The organism is Bradyrhizobium zhengyangense (genome assembly GCF_022012435.1).
GTDB classification, from domain to species: domain Bacteria; phylum Pseudomonadota; class Alphaproteobacteria; order Rhizobiales; family Xanthobacteraceae; genus Bradyrhizobium; species Bradyrhizobium zhengyangense.
In genome coordinates this window covers 66,066-89,163 of sequence record NZ_JAKLUA010000020.1, presented here as the reverse complement: position 1 = coordinate 89,163, position 23,098 = coordinate 66,066, and the positions used below count along the sequence as shown (strand labels likewise).

Here is a 23,098-nt window from a genome sequence, read left to right as displayed (position 1 = left end):
CAGGAGCAATCGAGCGACATGGATTCCGTGAACGCGACCAGCCGCGAAGCTTTGGAATCGAGCATTGCGTCGGCCACGCAGGGCGTGATCGGCTTCCAGCAAGCCGATGGCCATTGGGTCTTCGAGCTCGAGGCCGACTGCACCATTCCGGCCGAATACATCCTGCTGCGTCATTATCTCGCCGAGCCGGTCGACACCGCGCTCGAGGCCAAGATCGCCAACTATCTGCGCCGCGTCCAGGGCGCCCATGGCGGCTGGCCGCTGGTGCATGATGGCGAGTTCGACATGAGCGCCAGCGTGAAGGCGTACTTCGCGCTGAAGATGATCGGCGATTCCGTGGACAGCCCGCACATGGTGCGCGCGCGGCAGGCGATCCACGCCCGTGGCGGTGCGATCAACAGCAACGTCTTCACCCGCTTCCTGCTCGCGACCTTCGGCGTCGTGACCTGGCGCGCGGTGCCGGTGTTGCCGATCGAGATCATGCTGCTGCCGTTCTGGTCGCCATTCCATCTCAACAAGATCTCCTATTGGGCGCGCACCACCATGGTGCCGCTGATGGTGATCGCGGCGCTGAAGCCGCGGGCGAGGAATCCTAAAGGCGTCGGCATCGACGAGCTGTTCCTGCAGGATCCGCGCTCGATCGGCATGACCGCGAAGGCGCCGCACCAGAGCATGGCCTGGTTCCTGCTATTCCGTTCGCTGGATGCGATCTTGCGCGTGATCGAGCCGCTGTTTCCGAAGAGCCTGCGCAAGCGCGCGATCGATGCGGCGCTTGCCTTCACCGAAGAGCGGCTCAATGGCGAGGACGGCATGGGCGCGATCTATCCGCCCATGGCCAACATCGTCATGATGTACGACGCGCTCGGCAAGGACGAGAACTTCCCGCCGCGCGCGATCACGCGCCGGGGCATCGACAAGCTGCTCGTGTTCAACGGCGACGAGGCCTACTGCCAGCCCTGCGTCTCGCCGGTGTGGGATACGACGCTGACGGCGCATGCGCTGCTGGAAGCCGGCGGCGACAAGGCGGTGCCTGCGGCCAAGCAGGGCCTCGACTGGCTGATCCCCAAACAAGAGCTCGAGGTGAAGGGCGACTGGGCGGCGAAGCGGCCGGATGTGCGTCCAGGCGGCTGGGCCTTCCAGTACAACAATGCCCATTACCCCGATCTCGACGACACCGCCGTGGTGGTGATGTCGATGGACCGGATGCGCCGGGAGCATGGTGCCACCGGCTATGACGCCGCGATCGACCGCGGCCGGGAGTGGATCGAGGGCATGCAGAGCGACGACGGCGGCTGGGCCGCCTTCGACGTCAACAACCTCGAATATTACCTGAACAACATCCCGTTCTCGGACCACGGCGCGCTGCTCGATCCCCCGACCGAGGACGTCACGGCGCGCTGCATTTCGATGCTGGCGCAGCTCGGCGAGACCGAAGCTAAAAGCAAGCACGTCGCCGCCGGCGTCGCCTACTTACGCAAGACCCAGCACCCCGAGGGGTCCTGGTACGGGCGCTGGGGCATGAACTTCATCTACGGAACCTGGTCGGTGCTGTGTGCCCTCAACATGGCCGGTGTCCGCCACGACGACCCCATGATGCGCAAGGCCGCCGCCTGGCTGGCCTCGATCCAGAACAAGGACGGCGGCTGGGGCGAGGACGCCGTCAGCTACCGGCTGGACTACCGGGGTTGGGAACCCGCCCCCTCGACCGCCTCGCAAACGGCATGGGCCTTGCTTGCCCTGATGGCTGCTGGCGAGGTTGATCACCCGGCCGTCGCCCGCGGGGTGGAGTACCTGATTGCAACACAAAACGAAAAAGGACTGTGGGACGAGCAGCGGTACACCGCCACAGGCTTCCCCCGCGTGTTCTATCTGCGATATCATGGTTACCCAAAGTTCTTCCCGCTGTGGGCGCTGGCGCGGTATCGGAACTTGCGGAACACCAACAGCAGGGTGGTAGGGGTCGGGATGTGACTTTGGGGACGGGGGACTATTTTACTGCGGGCAATGCCATTGATCCGCGGCCGATCTTGATCGTGACCGGACTTGTCCAGGAGGCCCGCATTGCCGCCGGCCCCGGCATGGCGGTCATTTGCTCGTCCAGCAGCCCGACACAATTGCGCGCGCTCCTGACGGTGGTGGACCCCGAGACGATTCGCGGCGTGATCTCGTTCGGCGTCGCCGGCGGGCTCGATCCGAGCTTGCGCTCCGGCGACGTCGTGGTGGCGACCGAGGTGCTCTCCGGCGATGCGCGCTGGGGGGCCGGGCTGTCGCTCAGCGACGACCTCATCGACAAGCTGACCTCCGGCCGCCGCCGGGTCGTGCGCGGCAGCCTCGCCGGTGCCGAGGAAGTGGTCACGGGTTCATCCTGCAAGGCGGCGCTGCATTCGGAAACCGGCGCCTCCGCCGTCGACATGGAAAGCCACATCGCCGCCGCCTACGCCGCCGAGGCCGGCCTGCCGTTCGCCGCAGTCCGCGTCATCAGCGACCCCGCCCACCGCGCGCTGCCGGCGCTCGCCCGCGCCGCCATCAAGCCCAACGGCCAGATCGACCTCGCCGCCGTCCTGCGCGGCATCGTCCGCAACCCGGCCACGCTCCACGCCCTGGTCTCCACCGGCCTCGACTTCAACCGCGCGCTGCGGTCCTTGCGCGGCTGCCGCGATTTCCTGATCGGCACGGAGCTGGTGGACAGCGAAGCGCTGGTGGCGGAGACGATCTGAGCTTTTCAGCCCGGCAAAACAACAGGCCCGGTCGCGATGCGATCGGGCCTTTTTGTTTTTTGGCTGAGGCATGACTTCGTAGGATGGGTTGAGCTCTTGCGAAACCCATCGCGTCGCGATCACCGCTCTCCATAATCGCGGCCATCATTCGACAGATCGCCCGCCCAATCGGCCGGATAGTTGCCCAGCTCCACGTGACGATGAAACGATGACGGCGCCCAGTCGCGGACCCGGTCGACGAGCCCATGCTTGACCGGATTGATATGGACGTAATCGACGTGCCGGCTGAAATCCATTTCGTCGCGAATGGTATGCTCCCAATATCGGCGTTGCCAGATGCCCCGTTCACCCTTGGCCGAACGGCTTTGGGATATCCGTTCGTTTCGCGCCAGGCGGCGCGAGAAAGCGGCCTTGATCAACTGCCAACGCACCGCAAAATCGGCATCACCTTTGGGCAGGTTCCATACGGTGTGGAGATGATCAGGCAACACCACGATGGCGTCGATCGCGAATGGATGGCGTGGGCGTGTCTCGCGAAACGCCGCGCGCAACAGCTCGGCATGATCCGTCAGCAGCGATAGCTTCCGTTCCGCCAGATTGACGGTGAAGAAGAAGCATCCGCCCGGAACGAAATTGCGGCGGTACGCGGTCATGACGCGACGTTACCACGAAACAAGTGTGATGGGTTTCGCAAGGGCTCAACCCATCCTACGCGCTGCATCGTTTGGTGCTTCTCAGAAGCCTAGTTCGTAGAATGAGCTGAGCCCTTGCGAAATCCATCTCGTCCCCGACTACCGTGACAGTGCTGGACTGCACCCCTGGAGTGAATCACGATTATTACAGTGACGGTGCCGGGGCTGTCGCTCAGATTGTCAGCCCGCGGCAATCACGAAGTATCTGGTTCAGCACGAAATGAAGACCGCGGCGTCGAGACTTCGTGCCTCGCGGAAAGCGACTAGCTGGTGCCGCTTTCGAAACTGCCAGCATGGCATAGTGCCACTGTTTTGCCCGACGGGTCAAATGATATTCGTAAAATACGAAATTGGGTCGGTCTTAATCGCGGCCGGCTGACGGCGCCGCTGGTTACGAAAACGGACCCGCGCCGCAGCTGCGGCGATCCTTGCCGGTTTGATGCCGATTTGCTCGACGCTGCAATGACCTAACCAGGTAGACCCCGTGCCAGCGAGCGATGGCGCTTCTACTGTGCATGGGGTTGTTTTTCATTTTGTGGGAGAATGAGCAAAAGAAAAGGCCCGGTCGCGATGGCGACCGAGCCTTGTTCGTTCGTGCGTGCTCGCGCGACTTATGCTGCCGTCGAAGCCTTCCGTGCCGCCTTCGCCGTAGCGGCGTCGGCCTCGTCCTTGCGGATCTCGGAGAGCTTCTTCTGGACCTGCTCGGAGAAGATGTACTGCGCCGGGCGCTGCTTCGACATGTCGATCTCCGGCGCCATCGGGCCAGTGGTCTTGATGCCGCGCAGCGACACCCACATCGCCTTGATCGGGTTGTTCAGCGCTGCGGTCGCCGCCGTCGGCTCGTAGCCGCAATGGGCCATACAGTCGGCGCACTTCTCGTACTTGCCGGTGCCGTAGGTCTCCCAGTCGGTGGTGTCCATCAGCTCCTTGAAGGTTTTGGCGTAGCCTTCACCGAGCAGATAGCAGGGCTTCTGCCAACCGAAGATGTTGCGCGCGGGCATGCCCCAGGGCGTGCACTCATATTCCTGGTTGCCGGCGAGGAAGTCGAGGAACAGGCCGGAGTGCATGAAGTTCCACTTCTTGCCCTTGCCCATCGCGAAGACGTCGCGGAACAGCTTCTTGGTCTTGGTGCGGTTAAGGAAGTGCTCCTGGTCCGGCGCGCGCTCATAGGCATAGCCGGGCGACATCGAGACGCCGACGCCGAGCTCGACGGTGAGGTCGAGGAACTTTGCGATCTCCTCGGCCGGATGGCCGTCGAAGATGGTGGCGTTGACGTTGACGGTGAACCCGCGGGCCTTCGCTGCCTTGATCGCGGACACGGCGCGGTCGAACACGCCCTGCTGCGACACCGCCTTGTCGTGGTGGTCGCGCAGGCCGTCCAGATGCACGGAGAAGAACAGGTACGGGGAGGGCTCGAACAGGTCGAGCTTCTTCTCGAGCAGCAGCGCATTGGTGCAGAGCGAGACGAACTTCTTGCGCGCGACGAGGCCGCGCACGATCTCGCCGATCTCCTTGTGGATCAGCGGCTCGCCGCCGGGAATAGCCACCATCGGCGCGCCGCACTCGTCGGCCGCGTCCCAGCACTCCTGGGCGGTCATGCGGCGGTTGAGGATCGCATCCGGATAGTCGATCTTGCCGCAGCCGACGCAGGCGAGGTTGCAGCGGAACAGCGGCTCGAGCATGAGCACGAGCGGATAGCGTTTGCGGCCAAGCAGTTTCTGCTTGAGCAAATAGCCGCCGATACGCATTTCCTTGAAGAAGGGGATTGCCATTACACGTTTCTTTCTGGGCTTGAAATTCGGGTAGGTCAGCTCGCAGCCAGTTCGGCCGGAAGCCTGAATTCGATGTTTTCCTCGCGGCCCGGGAGCACCGAAACCGTCACCGGTCCGATCCGCCGCAGCGCTTCGATCACGTCATCCACCAGCACCTCGGGCGCCGAGGCGCCGGCCGTAAGGCCGACGGACCTGGCACCTTTCAACCACTCCGGATTGAGCTCGCGGCCATCGGCGATCAGATAACTCGCGACACCGGCCTCAGTGCCGATCTCGCGGAGCCGGTTCGAGTTCGAGCTATTGGCAGCGCCCACCACCAAAATCACGTCGACCAGCTTGCTCAAGTCCCTTACCGCAGATTGGCGGTTCTGTGTCGCATAGCAGATATCCCGGATGTCTGGGCCTTGAATATCTGTAAATTTGGCTTGAAGGGCCTCAATAATGCCCTTGGTGTCGTCGACCGACAGGGTGGTCTGGGTGATGTAGGCCACTGGCGTATCCGCCGGCAGCGTCAGGGCCTTGGCCTCTTCGACGCTCTGGACCAGCAGAACGGGCCCTGGAACCTGGCCCATTGTGCCCTCGACCTCGGGGTGGCCGGCATGGCCGATCAGGATCAGGGTACGGCCCTTGGAGATGTAGCGCTTCCCCTGATTGTGAACTTTCGTGACCAGGGGGCAGGTGGCGTTCAGCACCGGAAGGTCGCGCGCGGCGGCCTCTTCTTCGACGCTGCGGGCGACGCCATGGGCACTGAAAACGGTCACGGCCTTCGGCGGAACCTCGGACAGCTCCTCGACGAAGACAGCGCCTTTGGCCTTCAGGCTCTCGACGACGTATTTGTTATGCACGATCTCGTGGCGCACGTAGACCGGCGGGCCGTATTTCTCCAACGCCCGCTCGACAATCTCGATCGCGCGCACCACGCCTGCGCAAAAGCCGCGCGGCTGCGCTAGATAAACTTCCATTGGACGCCCATCACGCAAGTTGCACCAATCCGCTTATTTGTCCCCGGCGGCACCCCGATATGGGCCAACGCTGCAATATCCGCACCATTGGTGTCGCAACCGCGGTAACCGCCCACCCCATCAGGGTCTCGGCGCATGCAGGCACAGCACTTTGTGTCAAAAAATCGGCAATAAGGAAAGGTGTAAGGAACCGCGGGTTCCGGGTAGGACCGATATGAGGTATTATAGTGCGCCATTTCGGATGAGCAAGACGGCAACGTTTGTGCTCACCCCTTCGTCACTTTGCCGCCTCAAGTCTCCGGCTATACCGCCGTCCCGCATGATTTTGCCATGGTCTTTCGCCGTTTACTTCGAACCTTGTTCCGGTGAGAACGACCCAAAACGGCAATAGGTTTCGCCCGGGAACTCCGCTAAACAGCGGGCGTTTTCGGCAGGCTGCTAACACTAGAAAGAAAAGATGCTGCAAAGCGTAGTCGTTGCCATCGTCAGGGCCTGTACCCGGTTTGCCTCCCTCGTCGTCGTTCTCGGGCTCCTGCTGGCGGTAGGGGCCGGCTATTACACGTCCCGGCACTTTGCCATCAACACCGACATCAATTCGCTGATTGCCCAGAATCTCGACTGGCGCCAGCGCGACCAGCAGTTCGATCGTGCCTTCGACCGCGATGCCACGATTCTCGCGGTAGTCGAGGCCAGGACACCGGAGATGGCGACCGCGGCGTCAGACGCGCTGTTCGCCAAGCTGAAGGACAACAAGGCCGAATTCCAGTCGATGCAGCAGCTCGGCACCGGCGAGTTCTTCGAGAAGAACGGCCTGTTGTTCCTGCCGACCGAGGAAGTCGGCAAGATCACCAGCCAGTTCGAATCCGCAGCGCCCCTGATCGAGATCATGGCCGGTGATCCCTCGATCCGCGGCCTGACTGGCGCGCTGGAGACCGGGCTTGCCGGCGTCAAGCGCGGCGAGGTCAAGCTCGACAGCACCGAGCGGCCGTTCAACCAGATCGCGGAGACCGTCGAGACCGTGCTCAGCAAGGGCAATGCGATTTTCTCCTGGCGCGAGCTCGTCAGCGACAAGCCGCTACAGGATTCGGACAAGCGGGCCTTCATCGAGTTCAAGCCGATTCTCGACTACAACGCGCTGGAGCCCGGCAAGGGCGCGACCGACGCGATCCGCAAGGCCGCGGTCGATCTCGATTTCGCGACGAAGTACCAGGCGCGGGTGCGGCTGACAGGTCCGGTCCCGATCGCGAACGAGGAATACGCGACCGTCCAGGAAGGCGCCATCGTCAACGGGGTGGGCACGGTGGTCGTGGTGCTGCTGATCCTGTGGCTCGCGCTGCACTCGTCGAAAATCATCTTCGCGGTATTCGTCAATCTCTTCGTCGGCCTCGCGCTGACGACCGCCGCCGGCCTGATGATGGTCGGCTCGTTCAACCTGCTGTCGATCGCGTTCGCCGTGCTGTTCGTCGGTCTGGGCGTCGATTTCGGTATCCAGTACAGCGTCCGCTACCGTTCGGAGCGCTACAAGCACAACGATCTCTCCGGCGCGCTGGTGCTTGCCGCGAAGCGCTCCGCAGTGCCGCTGTCGTTGGCGGCAATGGCGACTGCCGCCGGCTTTCTCTGCTTCCTGCCGACCGACTACAAGGGCATCTCCGAGCTCGGCCAGATCGCCGGCGTCGGCATGCTGGTGGCGTTCGTCTCCAGCATCACCGTACTGCCCGCGATGCTGAAGCTGCTGAATCCGCCCGGCGAGATGGAGCCGGTCGGTTATGCCTTCCTGGCGCCGCTCGATTACTTCCTGGAGAAGCACCGTGTGTTGGTCGTGGGCGGCACGTTGCTGCTGGCGCTCGCCGGCCTGCCGCTGCTCTACTTCCTGAAGTTCGACTTCAACCCGATGAACCTGCGCAACCCGAACGCGGAGTCGATCGCGACCTTCCTCGACCTGCGCAAGGATCCCAACACCGGCGCCAATGCCATCAACGTGATGGTCACGTCGGAAGAGCAAGCCAGGCAGGTTGAGGCGAGGCTCGAAAAGGTCCCCGAAGTACTGCGGGTGATGTCGCTCAACAGTTTCGTGCCTGAGGACCAGCAGCCGAAACTGAAGCTGATCGCGCAGGGCGCCAAGGTGCTGAACCCCGCGCTCAATCCGGACCAGATCGATGCAGCGCCGTCGGACCAGGAGAATGTCGAGTCGCTGAAATCCTCGGTCGACAATCTCCGCCGGACTGCGGGCGACGCCAAGGGCCCTGGCGCGGTTGCCTCGCGTCGACTCGCGGACGCCCTGGAGAAGCTCGCCAACTCGGATGAAGCGACCCGCAACAAGGCGCAGGACGTGTTCGTCGCGCCGATGAAGATCGTGTTCGACCAGCTGAGAAATGCGATGCAGGCCGGGCCGGTCACGCTGAGCTCATTGCCGCCGGATCTCGTGAGCGCCTGGAAGAGCAAGGACGGCATCATCCGTGTCGAGGCTCAGCCCAAGGGCGATCCGAACGATAACGATACGCTGCGCAAGTTTGCGGCCGCCGTGCTCGCTGCCGAGCCGACCGCGATCGGCGGACCCGTCTCGATCCTGAAATCCGGTGACACCGTGGTGAATGCCTTCATCCATGCCGGCATCTATGCGCTGCTGGTGATCGGCCTGTTGCTGTGGATCACGCTCCGTCGCATCGTGGACGTGCTGATGACGCTGGTGCCGCTTCTGGTTGCGGGTGCGGTGACACTCGAGATTTGCGTGTTGATCGGCCTGCCGCTGAACTTCGCCAATATCGTCGCGTTTCCGCTGCTGCTCGGCGTCGGCGTCGCGTTCAAGATCTATTATGTCGTCGCGTGGCGGTCCGGCAGGACGAACCTGCTTCAGACCAGCCTGACGCGGGCGATCTTCTTCAGCGCGCTGACGACGGCGACGGCGTTCGGCAGCTTGTGGCTGTCGAGCCATCCGGGCACATCCAGCATGGGCAAGCTGCTCGCTTTGTCGCTGGTGACGACGCTTGCCGCAGTGTTGCTGTTTCAGCCGGCCCTAATGGGCAAACCCCGCAATCTCAGGGAGTAGGCAGATATCGCCGACGGGGTCAGTGGAGCTCTTCTGACCCGGCTTGGCCGCGGCGGCACTCTTCGGCGTGGCCGCGGTCGGCACAGGTGCCGCGGCAGCCGGCGCAGACTTGGGCGCCGCACCGGTGGTTTTTGGCGCGCCCTTGGCCATGGCGTTGGCGGTGCTCAGGGGAATCGGCGGACCAACGCGGGTCCAGGTCTCGCCGCCGCACAGGAAGCCCAGCACGCAACCCTTGATCTCGAGCTGGTCGGTGCCATTTGGCGTGATGGTCGCACTATACATCTGACCATCCTTGGCGTTGTAGACCTGACCTTCCCATTGCTCGGCGCCAGCCGTCTTCTTCATGTTGATCAGGGTCGCCATGCCCAGTGTCGGCCTGTTCTTTTTTGAGACATCCGGGTTGTTCTCGTCACGGCCTCCGGGCTGCTTTTCCCAGGAAACCGCGCCCCACATGCTGCCATTGCATTGCGCGACACGGATATTGGCGACGCCATCGGCGACGCGCCAATCGCCGGTGGGATCGGCGGCAAGCGCCGGTGTCAGGCCGGCGTAACCACCTGCCAGTATTATTCCGGTGTAAATGGCCAAACGCATATGTGTTCCTCGGCAGTGCAACATGGTCTAAAGCTGTGCTTGCGAAGATGGTCCGAAAAAGGGCAAAAGGCCGCACAGACCCTTTTCCGTTCGCTGACCGTTTTCAGTTGACGAAGCGGCCCTCAACCGAAGTATGTAGCGGATGATCAGTCCAAATCCAGACATGTCCCAGTTGTTCGCGGACCGTCAGGCCCAGCGCAGCACCCTGCATAATCGGTACCTGAACGAGCAGTTCGTACGGGTTCTCAAGACCATCGGCTACGACGTCGGCTTCCAGAAGGGGCAGGGGCAGTACCTCTACGATCGCGAGGGGGCACGCTACCTCGATCTCTTGTCCGGCTTTGGCGTGTTCGCAATCGGGCGCAATCATCCTGTCATGCGCGAGGCGTTGAAAAGCGTGCTCGATGCCGATCTGCCCAATCTGGTCCAGTTTGACGTCTCGGTGCTGGCCGGCGTGCTCGCCGAGCGGCTTCTGAAATATGTTCCCTATCTCGACAAGGCGTTCTTCGCCAATTCCGGCGCCGAATGCGTCGAGGCCGCGATCAAGTTCGCGCGCGGCGCGACGGGGCGTCCCGGCATCGTCTATTGCGCCCACGGCTATCACGGCCTGACCTATGGTGCGTTGTCGCTGACCGGCGATTCGAACTTCCGCACCGGCTTCGAGCCGCTGCTGCCGGGCTGCACCTCGGTTCCGTTCAACGATCTGGCCGCGCTCGAGAAGGCGCTGGCCTCGCGCGAGGTCGCTGCCTTCGTCGTCGAGCCGATCCAGGGCAAGGGCGTCAACATGCCCTCCGACGAGTTCCTGCCGGGCGCGGCCGCGCTCTGCAAGAAGTACGGTACGCTGTTCGTCGCCGACGAGATCCAGACCGGCATGGGCCGGACCGGCCGCTTCCTCGCGGTCGAGCACTGGAACGTCGAGCCCGACATGGTGCTGCTGTCGAAGTCACTGTCGGGCGGCCACGTGCCCGTCGGCGCCGTGCTGACGCGCAAGAGCATCTTCGACAAGATTTTTAATCAGATGGATCGCGCCGTGGTGCACGGCTCCACCTTCTCCAAGAACGATCTCGGGATGGCCGCGGGCATCGCCACGCTCGATGTGATGGAATCGGAGAAGCTGATCGAGGCTGCGGCCAAGCGCGGTGCCGAGCTTCGCCTCGCGCTCACGCGTATGGTGCCCGGCTACGAGCTGATGAAGGAAGTGCGCGGCAAGGGTCTGATGATCGGCATCGAGTTCGGGCCGCCGAAATCGCTGCGGCTGCGGGCGTCCTGGAACGTGCTGGAGGCCGCCAACAAGGGCCTGTTCTGCCAGCTCATTACCGTGCCGCTGTTCAAGGACCACAAGATCCTGACCCAGGTCGCCGGTCACGGCAGCCACACCATCAAGCTGCTGCCGCCGCTCACCATCACCGAAGAAGACTGCAACTGGATCGAGCGCGCCTTCGACGACGTCATCGCCGGCAGCCACAAGGTCCCCGGCGCGATCTGGTCGCTCGGCAAGACGCTGGTCGACAACGCGGTGCGACGGTCGGCATAGACACCGAGCGGTCCGCGGCTCAGCGGAGCCAGCGCGGTACGTGAGGCGCAACGGCGAGCGTGTTGTGCTCGACATATTTGCTGCTGCCCCTCAAGATGGCGCTTCATGCGATTTGCAATTGTTCTCGTCTCGCTTCTCCTGTTTCTGACGTTCGTCGTGTCCAGCGCGCGCGCCGGGCTCAGCTACAACGGTTACAGAGAACTAATGCCGAAGCCCCGCGTGGTCGGGGCGCTTGCGGCCATCCGTGTGATACACGATCCCGACCTGTCGCGGGAGTGCCTGGCGCAGCTCAAGAGTTTCAGGATTGCAGCTCTGATCGCCGCCACGACATGGATCGCGACGGGATTATTTATCGTCACATTGAGAGCATTTGATCTTCAGCGGCTCTTCGACTGAAATCGACCGCGGAAATAGTCTATCCCTCCACATTCGCCTTCATCGCCGCCTCGAACTTGTCGACGAACTCGGTGAGCTCGTCGCCGCCGATGTCGCTGACGGCCCAGAAGTTCAGGCCGCGCTCGCCCCAGCGGCGGCAGTTGAAGCCCTGCATGGTCTGCGTCTTCGGTGGCCGATGCTCGGTGCTCGCGGTCTGCGACACGAACAGGTTGATGATGTGCTGCCGGCGCTTGTAAACGACCGCGCCGATCGCACGTGCATCAACGTAATCGAGCCGGCCGCCGACCAGCGTAAAGCCTTGCGCGGTAAGGTCGATCACCGGCGGGGCAACGTCGAGCTTGCCGTTGAACCACGGCTTGACGCTGTGCTGGTCGGTCGAGACGACGTCGATGAGATGGCCGGCCTGGAGCGAGCGCAGATGCGCGGAGACGACCTCCGAGAGGATGCGCTGCTGGTCGTCCTGGCGCAACACGACGGCGACGACGCCGGAGGCGGCGAGCGCGGAGACGGCCGAACCCATCGCAAAGCCGCGCAGCACCGAGCGTCGGCTGGGCTGCGGCCGCGCCTGCGGGAGCGAGGCCTCGATACGTGCGCGCAGGCTCGCCGGTGCCGTGTAGCGCAGCTTCGCACCGGCAAGCGCGTGCCGCATTTCGCGTTGCGCGGCAAGTTCGGCCGCGCAGGCCGGGCAGGTGGCGATATGGGCTTCGACCTCGCGCGCGTGGCCGGCATCAAGCTCGTTGTCGAGCAGCGCGTGAAGCAGGATCTTTGCTTCGTCGCAGGTCATTTCGAGTGCTCCTCTTCCGCCATCCAGGCCGCGCGCAGCATGGCGCGGGCCCGGGCAAGGCGGGACATCACGGTGCCGACGGGGGCACCGACGGCTTCTGCAATTTCACGATAGGACAGGTTGTTGATCTCCCGCAGGACGAAGGTTTCCTTGAACGGCTCGGCGAGCGCGTCGATCATCTTGCGGATGGCGCCGGCGTCGCGATTGCGCAGCACTTCGGCCTCCGGGCTCGCCTCGTTCTCCTGCCACATCGGCGTCTCGTCGACCGCTCCCGGCGTATCCTCGATCGCGGCATGCGAATGCGCGCGTCTGGCATATTCTGCGTTGCAGACATTGCGCAGGATCGCGAACAGCCACGGCTTCATGGCCGGGCCGCGATAGCTGTCAAAGTGCTTCAGCGCTCGCAGATAGCATTCCTGCACCGCGTCCTCCGCGTCGGAGGCGTCGCGCAGCAAATAACGTGCGAGCGTGTAGACGTCGTCGAGATAGGGCAGTGCTGCCTCGCGGAAGCGCTGCGCCTTCTGGAAATCGTCGCTGACGGGCATCGCCTCTCGCTTTGCCTCTTGCTGCGTTTGGTACGCCGTTTCGCCTTGGGGCCTGACCGAAGGCACGCGAGCCCGGCCGGTGTGGGACCACCGGCCGGGCAAGACAGAGATGCCTTGGTTGGAGACGTTACTCAACCTTGATCATCCCGGTCATGTGCGGGTGCAACGAACAAAAATATTTGTAGTCGCCCGCATCGGTGAAGGTGAACGTGAACTTGTCGTCAGTGTCCAGGGCCTTGGACCGGAACTTGCCGGCCGACACCACGGTGTGCGGGATGTCGTCCCGGTTGGTCCAGGTCACGGTCGTGCCGATCTTGATCTTGAGTTCCGCCGGCTGGAAGACGAAATTGTCGATATGCACCTCCATGGCGTTGTCGTCGGCACGGGCAGTCGTGATGGGCAGCAGGATGGCCGCGGCCACAGCGACGGAGAAGTCGCGGCGATTGAGCGTCTTCATTGTCAGCTTCTCATCAACCTTGGAGCGGCGTGTCGATGATGGCGAGCCGCTGCTCGTTTTGCTTGAAGTTGATGCTGGCGACCCCGAGCATCGATCGGAGCTTGGCGTCCTCGACCTTCATCGGCCCGGGAGAGGGGGCGGCACCCGGCGCCGGTTGCGGGAAGGCGGTCGAACGTGCGGTGTGGAAGGTGACGTTGCCCTCGACCTTCTGCATCACCTGGTGGATGTGGCCGTTCAGCACGGTGACCGAGCCGAAGCCCTTGACGTATTCAAGCGCGCGGCCGCCATCCTCGGTGCCCCAGCCCCATTCCGGATAGACGGTCCAGAGCGGAATGTGTGCAAACAAGACGATAGGTGTGGATTTCGACTTGCCGCGAAGGTCGTCCTCGAGCCAGGCGAGCTGCTCGGTGCCGAGATTGCCGAGGCCGCCGGCCTTGAGGTCGACGACGTTGACGAGGCCGACGAAGTGCACACCGCCGGCGTCGAAAGAGTACCAGCCCGCGCCCTTGGTGCCGCGACCGTAGCGGTCGCGATAGAACTTCACCTCCTCGTCGAGGAAGTCATGCTCGCCGGGCACGTAATGCACGTCCAGCTTGGACTGTGAGATGATGCGGTCGGCGTTGTCGAACTCGGACGCCTTGGACAGATGGGTGATGTCGCCGGTGTGGATCATGAACGACGGCTTGGTCGGCATCGCATTGATCTTGTTGACGGCTTCTTCCAGCGTGCCCAGCGCATTGGGGTTCGCCGGCTTGTCGAAGCCGACATGGCTGTCGCTGATCTGGAGGAAGGTCATGCCGGGCGCGGCGGCAGTTGCGGCCTCAGCGGAATCGATGATGCCAAGCGAGCGCGGCACGCCGCCGGTAATGGTCCAGAGCACCCCGGTGCCGGCCCATGTCATGCATTCGAGCACCTTGCGGCGGCTGACGCCGTCGTCCCCGTGATCGTGTCCGCTCATCGCAACGTCTCCTTTGGCCCGGAATTGGGCTTCGCGGAGTTGATCGGGGGAGGGGGAGACTTATTCCCGGACGCGATGACGTTTTCGTGAGGTGGGGTCACATACGCCGGGCGGGGGATAAGAGAGCTGAACGGCGACCTACGCCGAAAATTCCCGGATCGCCCGCGCCACGAGCGCGGGAGCTTCCTGCACCACGCAGTGGCCGGCGCCTTCGAAAACGAGCGTTTGGGCGTGCGGGATGAGGGCCAGGGCGTGCGTCGCCATCTCCTTGTAAATCGGCCACGACATCTCGGCGGTGGTCACCATCACGGTGCACGCGATCTCACTGAACCAGGTAAAGGGATTGCCGCGGGTGTCGCCGACATAAACCTGTTCCATCACCTCGTAGATCGGACGCAGCATGGCTGACTCGATCTCGGGCGTGCAGCAAAGGCGCACCCGCCCATTGTCGAGCGGCGTGAAGCCGTGCCGGACATAGGCCCAGAGCGAAGCCTCGGTCCAATCCACAAAGGCGGGAGCCGCGCGGTAGCGTTCGAAGACAGCGTCGGGACTGTCGAACTCGGCCTGCCTGCGCAACGCGCCTTGCACGCGGGACAGCGATTGCTCGCTCAATCCGACCGATGGATCGCGCGCCGCGAACGGGTTCATCGCGGTCGGCTCCATCACGAACAGGCGCGTGAAGCATCCCGGCACCAGCTTCGCTGCCAGCAACAGGTCGGTTGCGCCTGCGCTGTGGCCGATGCCGTAGACGTTACGCAAGCCGAGCGCGTCGACCACCCGGCAGATGTCGTCGGCATAATCCGCAAAGTGATAGGTGCGGGGCTTGTGGCTGGCGCCGTGGCCGCGACGATCGAGCCCGTAGACGGTGTAGGTCGACGCGAGCTCGCGCGCGACCTCGTCCCAGACGTCGGCGACGAAGCCGGTGCCATGCACGAGCAGGGCAGGCGGCTTGCCGCGCTCGCCCCATTGCAGCATGGCGATCTCTGCGCCGGCGGGGCCGATGGAAAAGCGCTGAGGGATCATGGCGACGGGATGCTACTTCGCATCCTCCAGGATCATCGTGGCCCCCTTCTCGGCGATCATCGCGGTCGGCGTGTTGGTGTTACCCGAGGTGATGGTCGGCATGATCGAGGCGTCGACGACACGCAGGCCGCCGAGTCCATAGAAGCGCAGGCGTTCGTCGACCACGGCCATGGGATCGTTCGCCGATCCCATCTTCGCCGTGCCGACGGGATGGAAGATGGTGGTGCCGATGTCGCCGGCGGCTTTCGCCAGCGAGGCATCGTCATCGCCGACCGAGGGGCCGGGCAGATATTCCGTGGGTCGATACTTCGCGAGCGCCTTCTGCTGCATCAGGCGGCGCGTGGTGCGGATCGCGTCGGCGCCGACCTGGCGGTCGTCGTCGGTCGACAGATAGTTCGGCGCGATGATCGGCTTGTCGTCAGGGCCCGCCGAGCGCAGGCGCACGGTGCCGCGCGAGGTCGGCTGGAGATTGCAGGCGCTCACCGTGATGGCGGGGAAGCGGTGCAGCGGATCGCCGAACTTGTCGAGCGACAGCGGTTGCACGTGGAACTGGATGTTGGCGCGCGCACGTGTCGCGTCGGAACGCGTGAAGATGCCGAGCTGCGACGGCGCCATGGTCAGCGGACCACGACGGCGGAAGGCATAGTCGAGACCCATCAGGCCGCGGCGGAACAGGTTGTAGTAGGTCTCGTTCAGCGTCCGCACCCCCTCGACCTTGTAGATCGCACGCTGCTGAAGGTGGTCCTGCAAGTTGCGGCCCACGCCGGGCTTGTCCATCACGATGTCGATGCCGAGCGGCGACAGCCAGTCAGCCGGCCCGATGCCGGAGCGATGCAGTACCTGCACCGAGCCGATCGAGCCGGCCGAGAGGATCACCTCGTGCTTGGCGCGCGCCTCGACGATCTCGCCGTTCTGGATGAAGCGCACGCCGACGGCGCGGCCTTGCTCAATGACGAGACGATCGACCAGCACATGCTTCTCGAGCCGAAGGTTCGGGCGGTTCAGCGCCGGCTTGAGGAAGCCGCGCGCCGACGACCAACGCCGGCCACGCTTCTGGTTGACGTGGAAATAGCTGGTGCCCTCGTTGTCACCGGTGTTGAAGTCGGGAATGCGCTTGATACCCATTTCCTCTGCAGCATCGCCAACGGCATCGAGAACGTCCCAGGACAGTCGGGGCGCCTCGATGCGCCAGCCGCCGCCGGCGCCGTGATGCTCGCTGGCGCCGAGGAAGTGATCCTCCAGCCGCTTGAACAGCGGCAGCACGTCATCGTAGCCCCAGCCGGTCATGCCGAGCTGGCGCCAGTGATCGTAATCGGCGGCCTGGCCGCGCATCGAGATCATGGCATTGATCGCCGAAGAGCCTCCGATCACCTTGCCGCGGGGATAGGCGAGCGAGCGGCCGTTCAGGCCAGGGTCGGCCTCGGTCTTGAACATCCAGTCGGAGCGAGGATTGCCGATGGCAAAGAGGTAGCCGACCGGAATGTGGAACCAGATCCAGTTGTCGTCGCCGCCGGCCTCGAGAATCAGGACGCGGTTTCCGGATACGGCCGACAGCCGGTTGGCGATGATGCAGCCGGCCGTGCCGGCGCCGACGATAATGTAGTCAAAATCACCTTCGAGCCGCCTTGGCATTCTGCTTTCCACCCCGAATGGTCTCCAAACGCGTTCCGTCCTAATAGGCAGACGGACTGGGCCGGGACAAGCCCGGCCATGCCGAACGGGCAGAGCCAGCCCCGTTCTCCGGCAGTTAGGTGGACTGGCGCTTGCATGGTAGACGGGCTTGTATTTTCAACAGAGCTCGAGATCCTCCATGCCCATCGTGAACCGCGTCGCCGACCTCCAACCCGATATCCAGACCTGGCGGCGGGACATCCACCAGCACCCCGAGTTGCTGTATGATGTCCACCGCACCGCAGCATTCGTGGCGGATCGCCTGCGCGAGTTTGGCTGCGATGAGGTTGTGACCGGCATTGGCCAGACCGGCGTGGTCGGTGTGATCAAGGGCAAAAAGCCCGGCGGCGAGGGGCTCAAGGCGATCGGCATGCGTGCCGACATGGACGCGCTGCCCGTCGACGAGCAAACTAACCTGCCTTACGCCTCGAAGACCCCCGGCAAGATGCACGCCTGCGGCCACGACGGCCACACCGCGATGCTGCTCGGTGCCGCGCGCTATCTCGCCGAGACCCGCAATTTCGCCGGCGACGCCGTCGTGATCTTCCAGCCGGCCGAGGAGGGCGGCGCCGGCGGCGCGGCGATGGTCAAGGACGGCATGATGGAGCGCTTCGGCATCGAGCAGGTTTACGGCATGCACAATGGTCCCGGCATTCCGATCGGCTCCTTCGCGATCCGGCCCGGCCCGATCATGGCGTCGACCGACGAGGTCGATTTCATGATCGAGGGCCTCGGCGGCCATGCCGCGCGTCCGCACAAATGCGTCGATTCCGTTCTCGTGGGTGCACAGCTGATCACCGCCTTGCAGTCGATCGTCTCGCGCAGCGTCGATCCGCTGGAATCGGCCGTGATCTCGATCTGCGAATTCCACGCCGGCAATGCCCGCAATGTCATTCCGCAAACCGCGACGCTGAGAGGCACGATCCGCACGCTGACAGCTGATGTGCGCAAGCTGGTCGAGAAGCGCGTGCGCGAAGTCGTGGCGGGCGTCGCCCAGATCACCGGCGCAAAGATCGACCTGCAGTACAAGCGCGGTTATCCTGTCGTGAACAATCACGCCGCAGAGACCGAGGTGGCGACGCGCATTGCCAGGCAGGTCGCGGGCGATACCAATGTGCTGGAGATGTCGCCAATGATGGGCGGCGAGGACTTTGCCTACATGCTGGAAGCGCGACCCGGTGCCTTCATCTTCTGTGGCAATGGCGACAGCGCCGGCCTTCATCACCCCGCCTACAATTTCAACGACGAGGCGATTGTGTTCGGCACGTCCTACTGGGTCAAGCTGGTCGAGGAGCAGCTCGCGGCGTCATGACACGCTGAACCGAGGCACGAATGAAAAGGGCCCGTGCAGCGCACGGGCCCTTTTTCTTGGCATGTCGTGTCGCGGCTCAGAACACGTGCGAAAACAGATAGTACAGCACGCCCGAGATGATCATCGCGGCCGGCAGGGTCAGCACCCAGGCCATGGCAATGTTGCGAATCGTCGCCCATTGCAGGCCCGAGCCGTTGGCGGCCATGGCGCCGGCGATGCCCGATGACAGCACGTGAGTAGTCGAAACCGGCAGGCCGTAGACGTCGGCGGCAGCAATGGTGGCGGCCGCAGTAATCTCGGCGCAGGCGCCTTGCGCATAGGTCAGGTGCGTCTTGCCGATTTTCTCGCCGACGGTGACGACGATACGCTTCCAGCCAACCATGGTGCCGAGGCCGAGCGCGATGGCGACCACGATCTTCACCCAGCCGGGGATGAACTTCGTGGCGCTGTCGAGCGAGCCCTTATAGGCGTTGAGCACGGCAACGTCGGCGGCGCTGAGCTCGGCTTCCTTGTCCTTCATCAGGTAGCGCAGTGCTTCCGATGCGAGGTACATGTCGTTGCGGGTGTTGCCGACGAGGTCGGCAGGCACCTTGGCGAGCGAGCCGTAGGTGCTCACCTGCTTGGCGATGTCGCGCACAAGTACGGCGAGCGACGGGAACGTACCGGCGTTGACCTCGTGCTGCGCGACAAAGTTGGTCACGGCCGGCCGCGGATTGCCGATCACGCTGTAGCCGGCGGCCTTACCCTCGATGATCTTGCTGGCGGCTTCCGAGTTCTGAATGAACGCGGCGATCTGGCTCTCCGGCAGGGCGCGGTTGAGCGCGTAGGCGGTCGGCACGGTGCCGATCAGGATCAGCATGATCAAGCCCATGCCCTTCTGACCGTCATTGGAACCGTGGAAGAAGCTCACCAGCGTGCAAGTCAGGATGAGAATGCCGCGGATCCACCACGGCGGCGGCTGGTCGCCCTTCGGTTCGCCGAACAGAGCGGGTGTGGCGCGCAGCAGCACCGTGCGCAGGATCAGCAGCAGGCCAGCGGCGAGCGCGAAGCCGAACAGCGGCGACAGCAGCAGCGCCTTGCCGATATTGGTGGCTTGGGACCAGTCGACGCCGGTGGTGCCGCTGCGGCCATGCAGGACCGCGTTCATGATGCCGACGCCCATGATCGAGCCGATCAGGGTGTGCGAGCTTGAGGCCGGCAGGCCGAAATACCAGGTGCCGACGTTCCAGATGATGGCGGCGATCAGCAGCGCGAACACCATCGCGAAGCCGGCGCTTGAGCCGACCTGGAGGATCAGCTCGACCGGCAGCAGCGAGACGATGCCGAACGCGACCGCGCCGGAGGACAGCAGCACGCCGAACAGGTTGAACATGCCGGACCACACCACCGCGACATGGGCGGGCAGCGAGCGGGTGTAGATCACGGTTGCGACCGCGTTGGCGGTGTCGTGGAAGCCATTCACGAACTCGAAGCCGAGCGCGATCAGGAGCGCGACGAAGAGCAGGAGGAAGGGGGCGAAGGCCTTGACCTGCACGCCGGACGCATCAACGTCGACCCAGATGCTGTAGGCGACGAACAGCAATGCGGCGGCGATCACCCCCATGTAGATCACGCCGGTGAGGGGATGAAATCCGCGATTGAGGTCTGGCCCCTTACTCAAAGCAGGCTCAATCGAGCCCGGCAAAGCAACGTCACTCATTGGAAATTCTCCTGTCCCAAGGCCTCGATTTTGCGCGCGGCATGTGACAGGCGGTTGAAATGGCGGAAGGGCCGCCGAAATGACGTGAGTTCTCCACGGCTTGTTGCCGTGCATCGGAGCTGCGTCAGGCGGCGCGCGCGGCTTTCTTCTGCAACGCGGCGGCGATCTTCAGGTCTTCGACAAAGCGCTGATATTCCATCACCTTCGCCTCGGGATCAGGTAGCCGCAGCAGATAGGACGGATGCACCGTCACCAGAGCCTTGCGTCCGTCGGGGAGGTCTATGAGTCGGCCGCGAGTCTTGCCGATGGGCGTGATCTTGCCGAACACGCTTTGCGCAGCGGTTGCGCCCATCGCCACGATGAGCTCGGGCTGGATTGCCGAAACTTCCCGCTCATACCATTGCCGACAAGCTTTGATCTCCGGCGTTGCCGGCTTCTGGTGCAGGCGGATCTTTCCGCGCGGCACGAATTTGAAGTGCTTCACGGCGTTGGTGACATAGACCTTCTTGCGATCGACGCCGGCCTCCGCAAGCGCGCGGTCGAGCATCTGGCCGGCCGGGCCGACGAAGGGATGACCGGCAAGGTCTTCCTTGTCGCCCGGCTGCTCACCGACCAGCATGATGGTGGCGTGCTTCGGGCCTTCGCCGAACACGGTTTGCGTTGCGTCCTTGTAGAGCGGGCAGGCGCGGCAATGCGCGGCCTCCTCGCGGAGGGCTTCGAGATCATCGGCAGCCGTCTTGCGTGTCATCGGGGCCTCCGGCCGCTTCTGAGGCTTGTGCGGATCGGTCGCGGCATTGGCGATCATAGCACCGGTCATGCGCTCGGCGTCCTCGATCAAGGGCTTAATGATCGAGGCCTCGGGCAGGTTCCTCCAATATTTTTTCGGCATCTCCGTCTGCATCGCTTTCACCTTGAGCCGTGCCGGATTGAAGATGCTGGCGTAATAGCGCCGCCAGGTTTCCTCCAGCCGGTCTTCGCTTGGCGCCTCGCTCTTGCTCACGCCAGGCGTGAATGAGAGCGCGTGGCCATCCCAATGCGCGCAGAGATCGGGCGTCAGGATCGACCAGGGCATGTCGGCAAAGCGTCTTGCGAAGAATGGCGCGGCGAGCTCGACGATGTGATGTTCCGGCTCGAACCACGCGACGTAATGCGCGGCGCGTTCACGGCCGATCTCGCGAAAGCGCACGAAGGCGTGCATCTTGTGCTCGTCGCGATGGACCGCGCGTGCCATCGCCGTCACCAGCGCGATGTCGGGATCGGTCGCGACCTCGATGAGATCGTGATGGTCCTTCAGCCGCCAGAGCAGGCGATAGAGAATCGCAAAGCGCTCGCGATCGCGATGCAGGATTGCCGATTTCGCGAGATCGACGAATTTGCCTGATACATTGAACGTGCCGTCATTCACTTCGAGGATCGGCGACGGTGCGGGCGGCGCAAACAAATCGGCGTCGTCGCCTTGCACGGCCCAGGTGACATCGGCGGGCTGCACATGATGAAGCACGAGGCTGCGTGCGGCTTTGCGCCAGCCGTCGAAATCGGTTTCGCTGTCGAGGGTGATGTACTGCATCAGAATCCAAACCCCAATTGCGTTGCTTTCGGCTTGAATCGTTCGATCAGCCCGGCAGCATCGAGACGATGCGGCGTAGGGTGATGATCGCTGAGGATGATGAACGGCAGCGCTTTGTGACGGGGCACGTGCAGCCGCGCCAGATCGGAGAGGCGGATCGTGGTGGTGCGCCGCGTCGCGATAATGCGCTCGACCGCCTTGGTACCGAAGCCTGGCACCCGCAGCAGCTCCTCGCGGCTGGCGCGGTTGACGTCGAGCGGGAAGCGGTCGCGATGGCGCAGCGCCCAGGCGAGCTTGGGATCGATGTCGAGCGGCAGCATGGCGCTGTCGTCGACGATCTCCGCAACATCGAAGCCGTAGAAGCGCATCAGCCAATCGGCCTGGTAGAGCCGGTGCTCGCGCAGCAGTGGCGGCTTGACCAGAGGCAAAGCGCGGCTGGCGTCCGGGATCGGGCTGAAGGCGGAATAGTAGACGCGCCTCAGTCGATAGGAGCCGTAGAGATTGGCACTGGTATGGAGAATGGTGTGGTCGTTCGCGCTGTCTGCGCCGACGATCATCTGCGTGCTTTGTCCGGCCGGCGCGAAGCGCTGCGGCTTCGCTCTCGTTTTCGCGGCGCGATCGTCCTCGGCCTCGTCCAGCTTGAGTCGCAGCCGGCCCATGGTGCGGCGGATCGCGCGCACGTCCTTCTCCGGCGCGAATTGCTGCAAGCTCGCCGCTTCGGGCATCTCGATGTTGATGGAAAGACGGTCGGCATATTTGCCGGCTTCCGTGATCAGCGCGTCGTCGGCCTCCGGAATGGTCTTGAGATGGATGTAGCCGCGGAAGTGATGTTCCTCGCGCAGTTTTCGCGCGACGCTCACCACTTGCTCCATCGTGTAGTCGGGGCTGCGAATGATGCCGGAGGAGAGAAACAGTCCCTCGATGTAATTGCGTCGGTAGAAGTCCAGCGTCAGCTTGACCACCTCGTCGACGGTGAAGCGGGCGCGCGGCACGTTGGAGGAAGCGCGGTTGACGCAATAGAGGCAATCGTAATTGCAGGCGTTGGTCAGCAGCACCTTGAGCAGCGAGATGCAGCGTCCGTCCGGCGCGTAGGAATGGCAGATGCCCATTCCCGGCGCGGTCGAACCCATGCCCTTGCCGTCGCTGGAATCCCGCTTCTCGGTGCCGCTGGAGGCACAGGAGGCGTCGTATTTGGCGGCGTCCGCCAGGATCTCCAGCTTGCGTTGTACGTCCATCCCAGAATCCCTTTGATTCAGCTCATGAATCCGATTGGGCGCAATTCGATTGACTCTTCGGGCGCCGTTAGCTTTATATTAGAACATATCATGAACAAATGAGCCAGCCGCTGGTTCTCTTTTTGAGAGCCTCC

At 63.6% G+C, this 23,098-nt stretch carries 19 protein-coding genes; 6 read left to right on the top strand and 13 right to left on the bottom strand.

The features are described 5' to 3' along the window. The first annotated feature begins 18 nt into the window (after nt 1–18). Nucleotides 19–1,971 (top strand): squalene--hopene cyclase, encoded by a 1,953-nt coding sequence (gene shc / locus L6637_RS36155; protein ID WP_237863811.1) that lies wholly within the window; start codon nt 19–21, stop codon nt 1,969–1,971. Next, nucleotides 1,968–2,717 carry a phosphorylase gene (locus L6637_RS36150; protein ID WP_237863812.1) on the top strand — a complete coding sequence of 250 codons (750 nt, stop codon included), beginning with the start codon at nt 1,968–1,970 and terminating at the stop codon, nt 2,715–2,717. The genes shc and L6637_RS36150 overlap by 4 nt, the downstream gene beginning before the upstream one ends. Before the next feature lie 119 nt (nt 2,718–2,836). On the opposite strand, the gene L6637_RS36145 is transcribed toward L6637_RS36150, so the two are convergent. The 3 genes from L6637_RS36145 to ispH all read right to left on the bottom strand — a co-directional run bounded on the left by L6637_RS36145 (nt 2,837) and on the right by ispH (nt 6,143). Continuing rightward, nucleotides 2,837–3,370, bottom strand: a complete 534-nt coding sequence (locus tag L6637_RS36145; protein WP_237873684.1) for an REP-associated tyrosine transposase — start codon at nt 3,368–3,370, stop codon at nt 2,837–2,839. A gap of 650 nt (nt 3,371–4,020) precedes the next feature. Further along, a complete protein-coding gene (hpnH, locus tag L6637_RS36140; protein ID WP_237873683.1) occupies nt 4,021–5,181 on the bottom strand; it encodes an adenosyl-hopene transferase HpnH in 1,161 nt (386 codons plus the stop codon). A 35-nt stretch (nt 5,182–5,216) separates the two neighbouring features. After that, a complete protein-coding gene (ispH, locus tag L6637_RS36135; RefSeq protein ID WP_237873709.1) occupies nt 5,217–6,143 on the bottom strand; it encodes a 4-hydroxy-3-methylbut-2-enyl diphosphate reductase in 927 nt (308 codons plus the stop codon). Between the two features lie 457 nt (nt 6,144–6,600). On the opposite strand from ispH, the gene hpnN reads away from it, so the two are divergent. After that, complete coding sequence (hpnN, locus tag L6637_RS36130) at nt 6,601–9,189, top strand: hopanoid transporter HpnN (RefSeq protein ID WP_237873682.1); 2,589 nt, start codon at nt 6,601–6,603, stop codon at nt 9,187–9,189. Here the strand turns inward: hpnN and L6637_RS36125 are convergent. Next, complete coding sequence (locus tag L6637_RS36125) at nt 9,157–9,783, bottom strand: DUF2147 domain-containing protein (protein ID WP_237873681.1); 627 nt, start codon at nt 9,781–9,783, stop codon at nt 9,157–9,159. The genes hpnN and L6637_RS36125 overlap by 33 nt on opposite strands. Nucleotides 9,784–9,925: 142 nt before the next feature. Here L6637_RS36125 and hpnO point away from each other — a divergent pair, with 142 nt between their 5' ends. Both hpnO and L6637_RS36115 read left to right on the top strand, forming a co-directional pair. Then, nucleotides 9,926–11,317, top strand: coding sequence for an aminobacteriohopanetriol synthase HpnO (gene hpnO, locus L6637_RS36120; RefSeq protein WP_237863818.1), 1,392 nt, complete (start codon nt 9,926–9,928; stop codon nt 11,315–11,317). A gap of 105 nt (nt 11,318–11,422) precedes the next feature. Continuing rightward, on the top strand, nt 11,423–11,713 hold the full coding sequence (locus tag L6637_RS36115) for a hypothetical protein (RefSeq protein ID WP_237873680.1): 291 nt from the start codon (nt 11,423–11,425) through the stop codon (nt 11,711–11,713). Between the two features lie 19 nt (nt 11,714–11,732). Here L6637_RS36115 and L6637_RS36110 read toward each other — a convergent pair whose 3' ends face one another. The 6 genes from L6637_RS36110 to L6637_RS36085 form a co-directional block, all read right to left on the bottom strand. Then, complete coding sequence (locus L6637_RS36110) at nt 11,733–12,497, bottom strand: anti-sigma factor family protein (protein ID WP_237873678.1); 765 nt, start codon at nt 12,495–12,497, stop codon at nt 11,733–11,735. Next, a complete protein-coding gene (locus L6637_RS36105; protein WP_237873676.1) occupies nt 12,494–13,042 on the bottom strand; it encodes a sigma-70 family RNA polymerase sigma factor in 549 nt (182 codons plus the stop codon). The genes L6637_RS36110 and L6637_RS36105 overlap by 4 nt, the downstream gene beginning before the upstream one ends. Nucleotides 13,043–13,169: 127 nt before the next feature. Beyond that, nucleotides 13,170–13,499, bottom strand: a complete 330-nt coding sequence (locus L6637_RS36100) for a cupredoxin domain-containing protein (RefSeq protein ID WP_237873674.1) — start codon at nt 13,497–13,499, stop codon at nt 13,170–13,172. A 13-nt stretch (nt 13,500–13,512) separates the two neighbouring features. Then, nucleotides 13,513–14,457: a metallophosphoesterase family protein gene (locus L6637_RS36095; protein ID WP_237863823.1), complete on the bottom strand. Its 945-nt coding sequence runs from the start codon at nt 14,455–14,457 to the stop codon at nt 13,513–13,515. 138 nt (nt 14,458–14,595) lie between these two features. After that, nucleotides 14,596–15,480 (bottom strand): alpha/beta fold hydrolase, encoded by an 885-nt coding sequence (locus tag L6637_RS36090; protein WP_237873671.1) that lies wholly within the window; start codon nt 15,478–15,480, stop codon nt 14,596–14,598. 12 nt (nt 15,481–15,492) lie between these two features. After that, nucleotides 15,493–17,112: a GMC family oxidoreductase gene (locus tag L6637_RS36085; protein WP_237873669.1), complete on the bottom strand. Its 1,620-nt coding sequence runs from the start codon at nt 17,110–17,112 to the stop codon at nt 15,493–15,495. 178 nt (nt 17,113–17,290) lie between these two features. Between L6637_RS36085 and L6637_RS36080 the strand changes: the two genes are divergently transcribed. After that, entirely contained in the window at nt 17,291–18,463 is a 1,173-nt protein-coding gene (locus tag L6637_RS36080) for a M20 aminoacylase family protein (protein WP_237873668.1), read from the top strand. Nucleotides 18,464–18,539: 76 nt separating this feature from the next. Here L6637_RS36080 and L6637_RS36075 read toward each other — a convergent pair whose 3' ends face one another. The 3 genes from L6637_RS36075 to L6637_RS36065 form a co-directional block, all read right to left on the bottom strand. Next, nucleotides 18,540–20,162 carry an inorganic phosphate transporter gene (locus L6637_RS36075; RefSeq protein WP_237873666.1) on the bottom strand — a complete coding sequence of 541 codons (1,623 nt, stop codon included), beginning with the start codon at nt 20,160–20,162 and terminating at the stop codon, nt 18,540–18,542. A 124-nt stretch (nt 20,163–20,286) separates the two neighbouring features. Continuing rightward, nucleotides 20,287–21,729, bottom strand: a complete 1,443-nt coding sequence (locus tag L6637_RS36070; protein ID WP_237873664.1) for a UdgX family uracil-DNA binding protein — start codon at nt 21,727–21,729, stop codon at nt 20,287–20,289. Next, nucleotides 21,729–22,964 (bottom strand): putative DNA modification/repair radical SAM protein, encoded by a 1,236-nt coding sequence (locus L6637_RS36065; protein ID WP_237863829.1) that lies wholly within the window; start codon nt 22,962–22,964, stop codon nt 21,729–21,731. The genes L6637_RS36070 and L6637_RS36065 overlap by 1 nt, the downstream gene beginning before the upstream one ends. Between the last annotated feature and the right edge of the window lie 134 nt (nt 22,965–23,098).

Excerpts from the sequence above, each read along its gene's own strand:
- hpnH (WP_237873683.1), bottom strand. The coding sequence starts at position 5,181 with ATGGCAATCCCCTTCTTCAAGGAAATGCGTATCGGCGGCTATTTGCTC.
- L6637_RS36105 (WP_237873676.1), bottom strand. The coding sequence starts at position 13,042 with ATGCCCGTCAGCGACGATTTCCAGAAGGCGCAGCGCTTCCGCGAGGCA.
- L6637_RS36080 (WP_237873668.1), top strand. The coding sequence starts at position 17,291 with ATGCCCATCGTGAACCGCGTCGCCGACCTCCAACCCGATATCCAGACC.
- hpnN (WP_237873682.1), top strand. The coding sequence starts at position 6,601 with ATGCTGCAAAGCGTAGTCGTTGCCATCGTCAGGGCCTGTACCCGGTTT.
- ispH (WP_237873709.1), bottom strand. The coding sequence starts at position 6,143 with ATGGAAGTTTATCTAGCGCAGCCGCGCGGCTTTTGCGCAGGCGTGGTG.
- L6637_RS36125 (WP_237873681.1), bottom strand. The coding sequence starts at position 9,783 with ATGCGTTTGGCCATTTACACCGGAATAATACTGGCAGGTGGTTACGCC.
- L6637_RS36110 (WP_237873678.1), bottom strand. The coding sequence starts at position 12,497 with ATGACCTGCGACGAAGCAAAGATCCTGCTTCACGCGCTGCTCGACAAC.
- L6637_RS36075 (WP_237873666.1), bottom strand. The coding sequence starts at position 20,162 with ATGAGTGACGTTGCTTTGCCGGGCTCGATTGAGCCTGCTTTGAGTAAG.
- L6637_RS36145 (WP_237873684.1), bottom strand. The coding sequence starts at position 3,370 with ATGACCGCGTACCGCCGCAATTTCGTTCCGGGCGGATGCTTCTTCTTC.
- hpnO (WP_237863818.1), top strand. The coding sequence starts at position 9,926 with ATGATCAGTCCAAATCCAGACATGTCCCAGTTGTTCGCGGACCGTCAG.
- L6637_RS36100 (WP_237873674.1), bottom strand. The coding sequence starts at position 13,499 with ATGAAGACGCTCAATCGCCGCGACTTCTCCGTCGCTGTGGCCGCGGCC.
- L6637_RS36065 (WP_237863829.1), bottom strand. The coding sequence starts at position 22,964 with ATGGACGTACAACGCAAGCTGGAGATCCTGGCGGACGCCGCCAAATAC.
- L6637_RS36085 (WP_237873669.1), bottom strand. The coding sequence starts at position 17,112 with ATGCCAAGGCGGCTCGAAGGTGATTTTGACTACATTATCGTCGGCGCC.
- L6637_RS36095 (WP_237863823.1), bottom strand. The coding sequence starts at position 14,457 with ATGAGCGGACACGATCACGGGGACGACGGCGTCAGCCGCCGCAAGGTG.
- L6637_RS36115 (WP_237873680.1), top strand. The coding sequence starts at position 11,423 with ATGCGATTTGCAATTGTTCTCGTCTCGCTTCTCCTGTTTCTGACGTTC.
- L6637_RS36090 (WP_237873671.1), bottom strand. The coding sequence starts at position 15,480 with ATGATCCCTCAGCGCTTTTCCATCGGCCCCGCCGGCGCAGAGATCGCC.
- shc (WP_237863811.1), top strand. The coding sequence starts at position 19 with ATGGATTCCGTGAACGCGACCAGCCGCGAAGCTTTGGAATCGAGCATT.
- L6637_RS36070 (WP_237873664.1), bottom strand. The coding sequence starts at position 21,729 with ATGCAGTACATCACCCTCGACAGCGAAACCGATTTCGACGGCTGGCGC.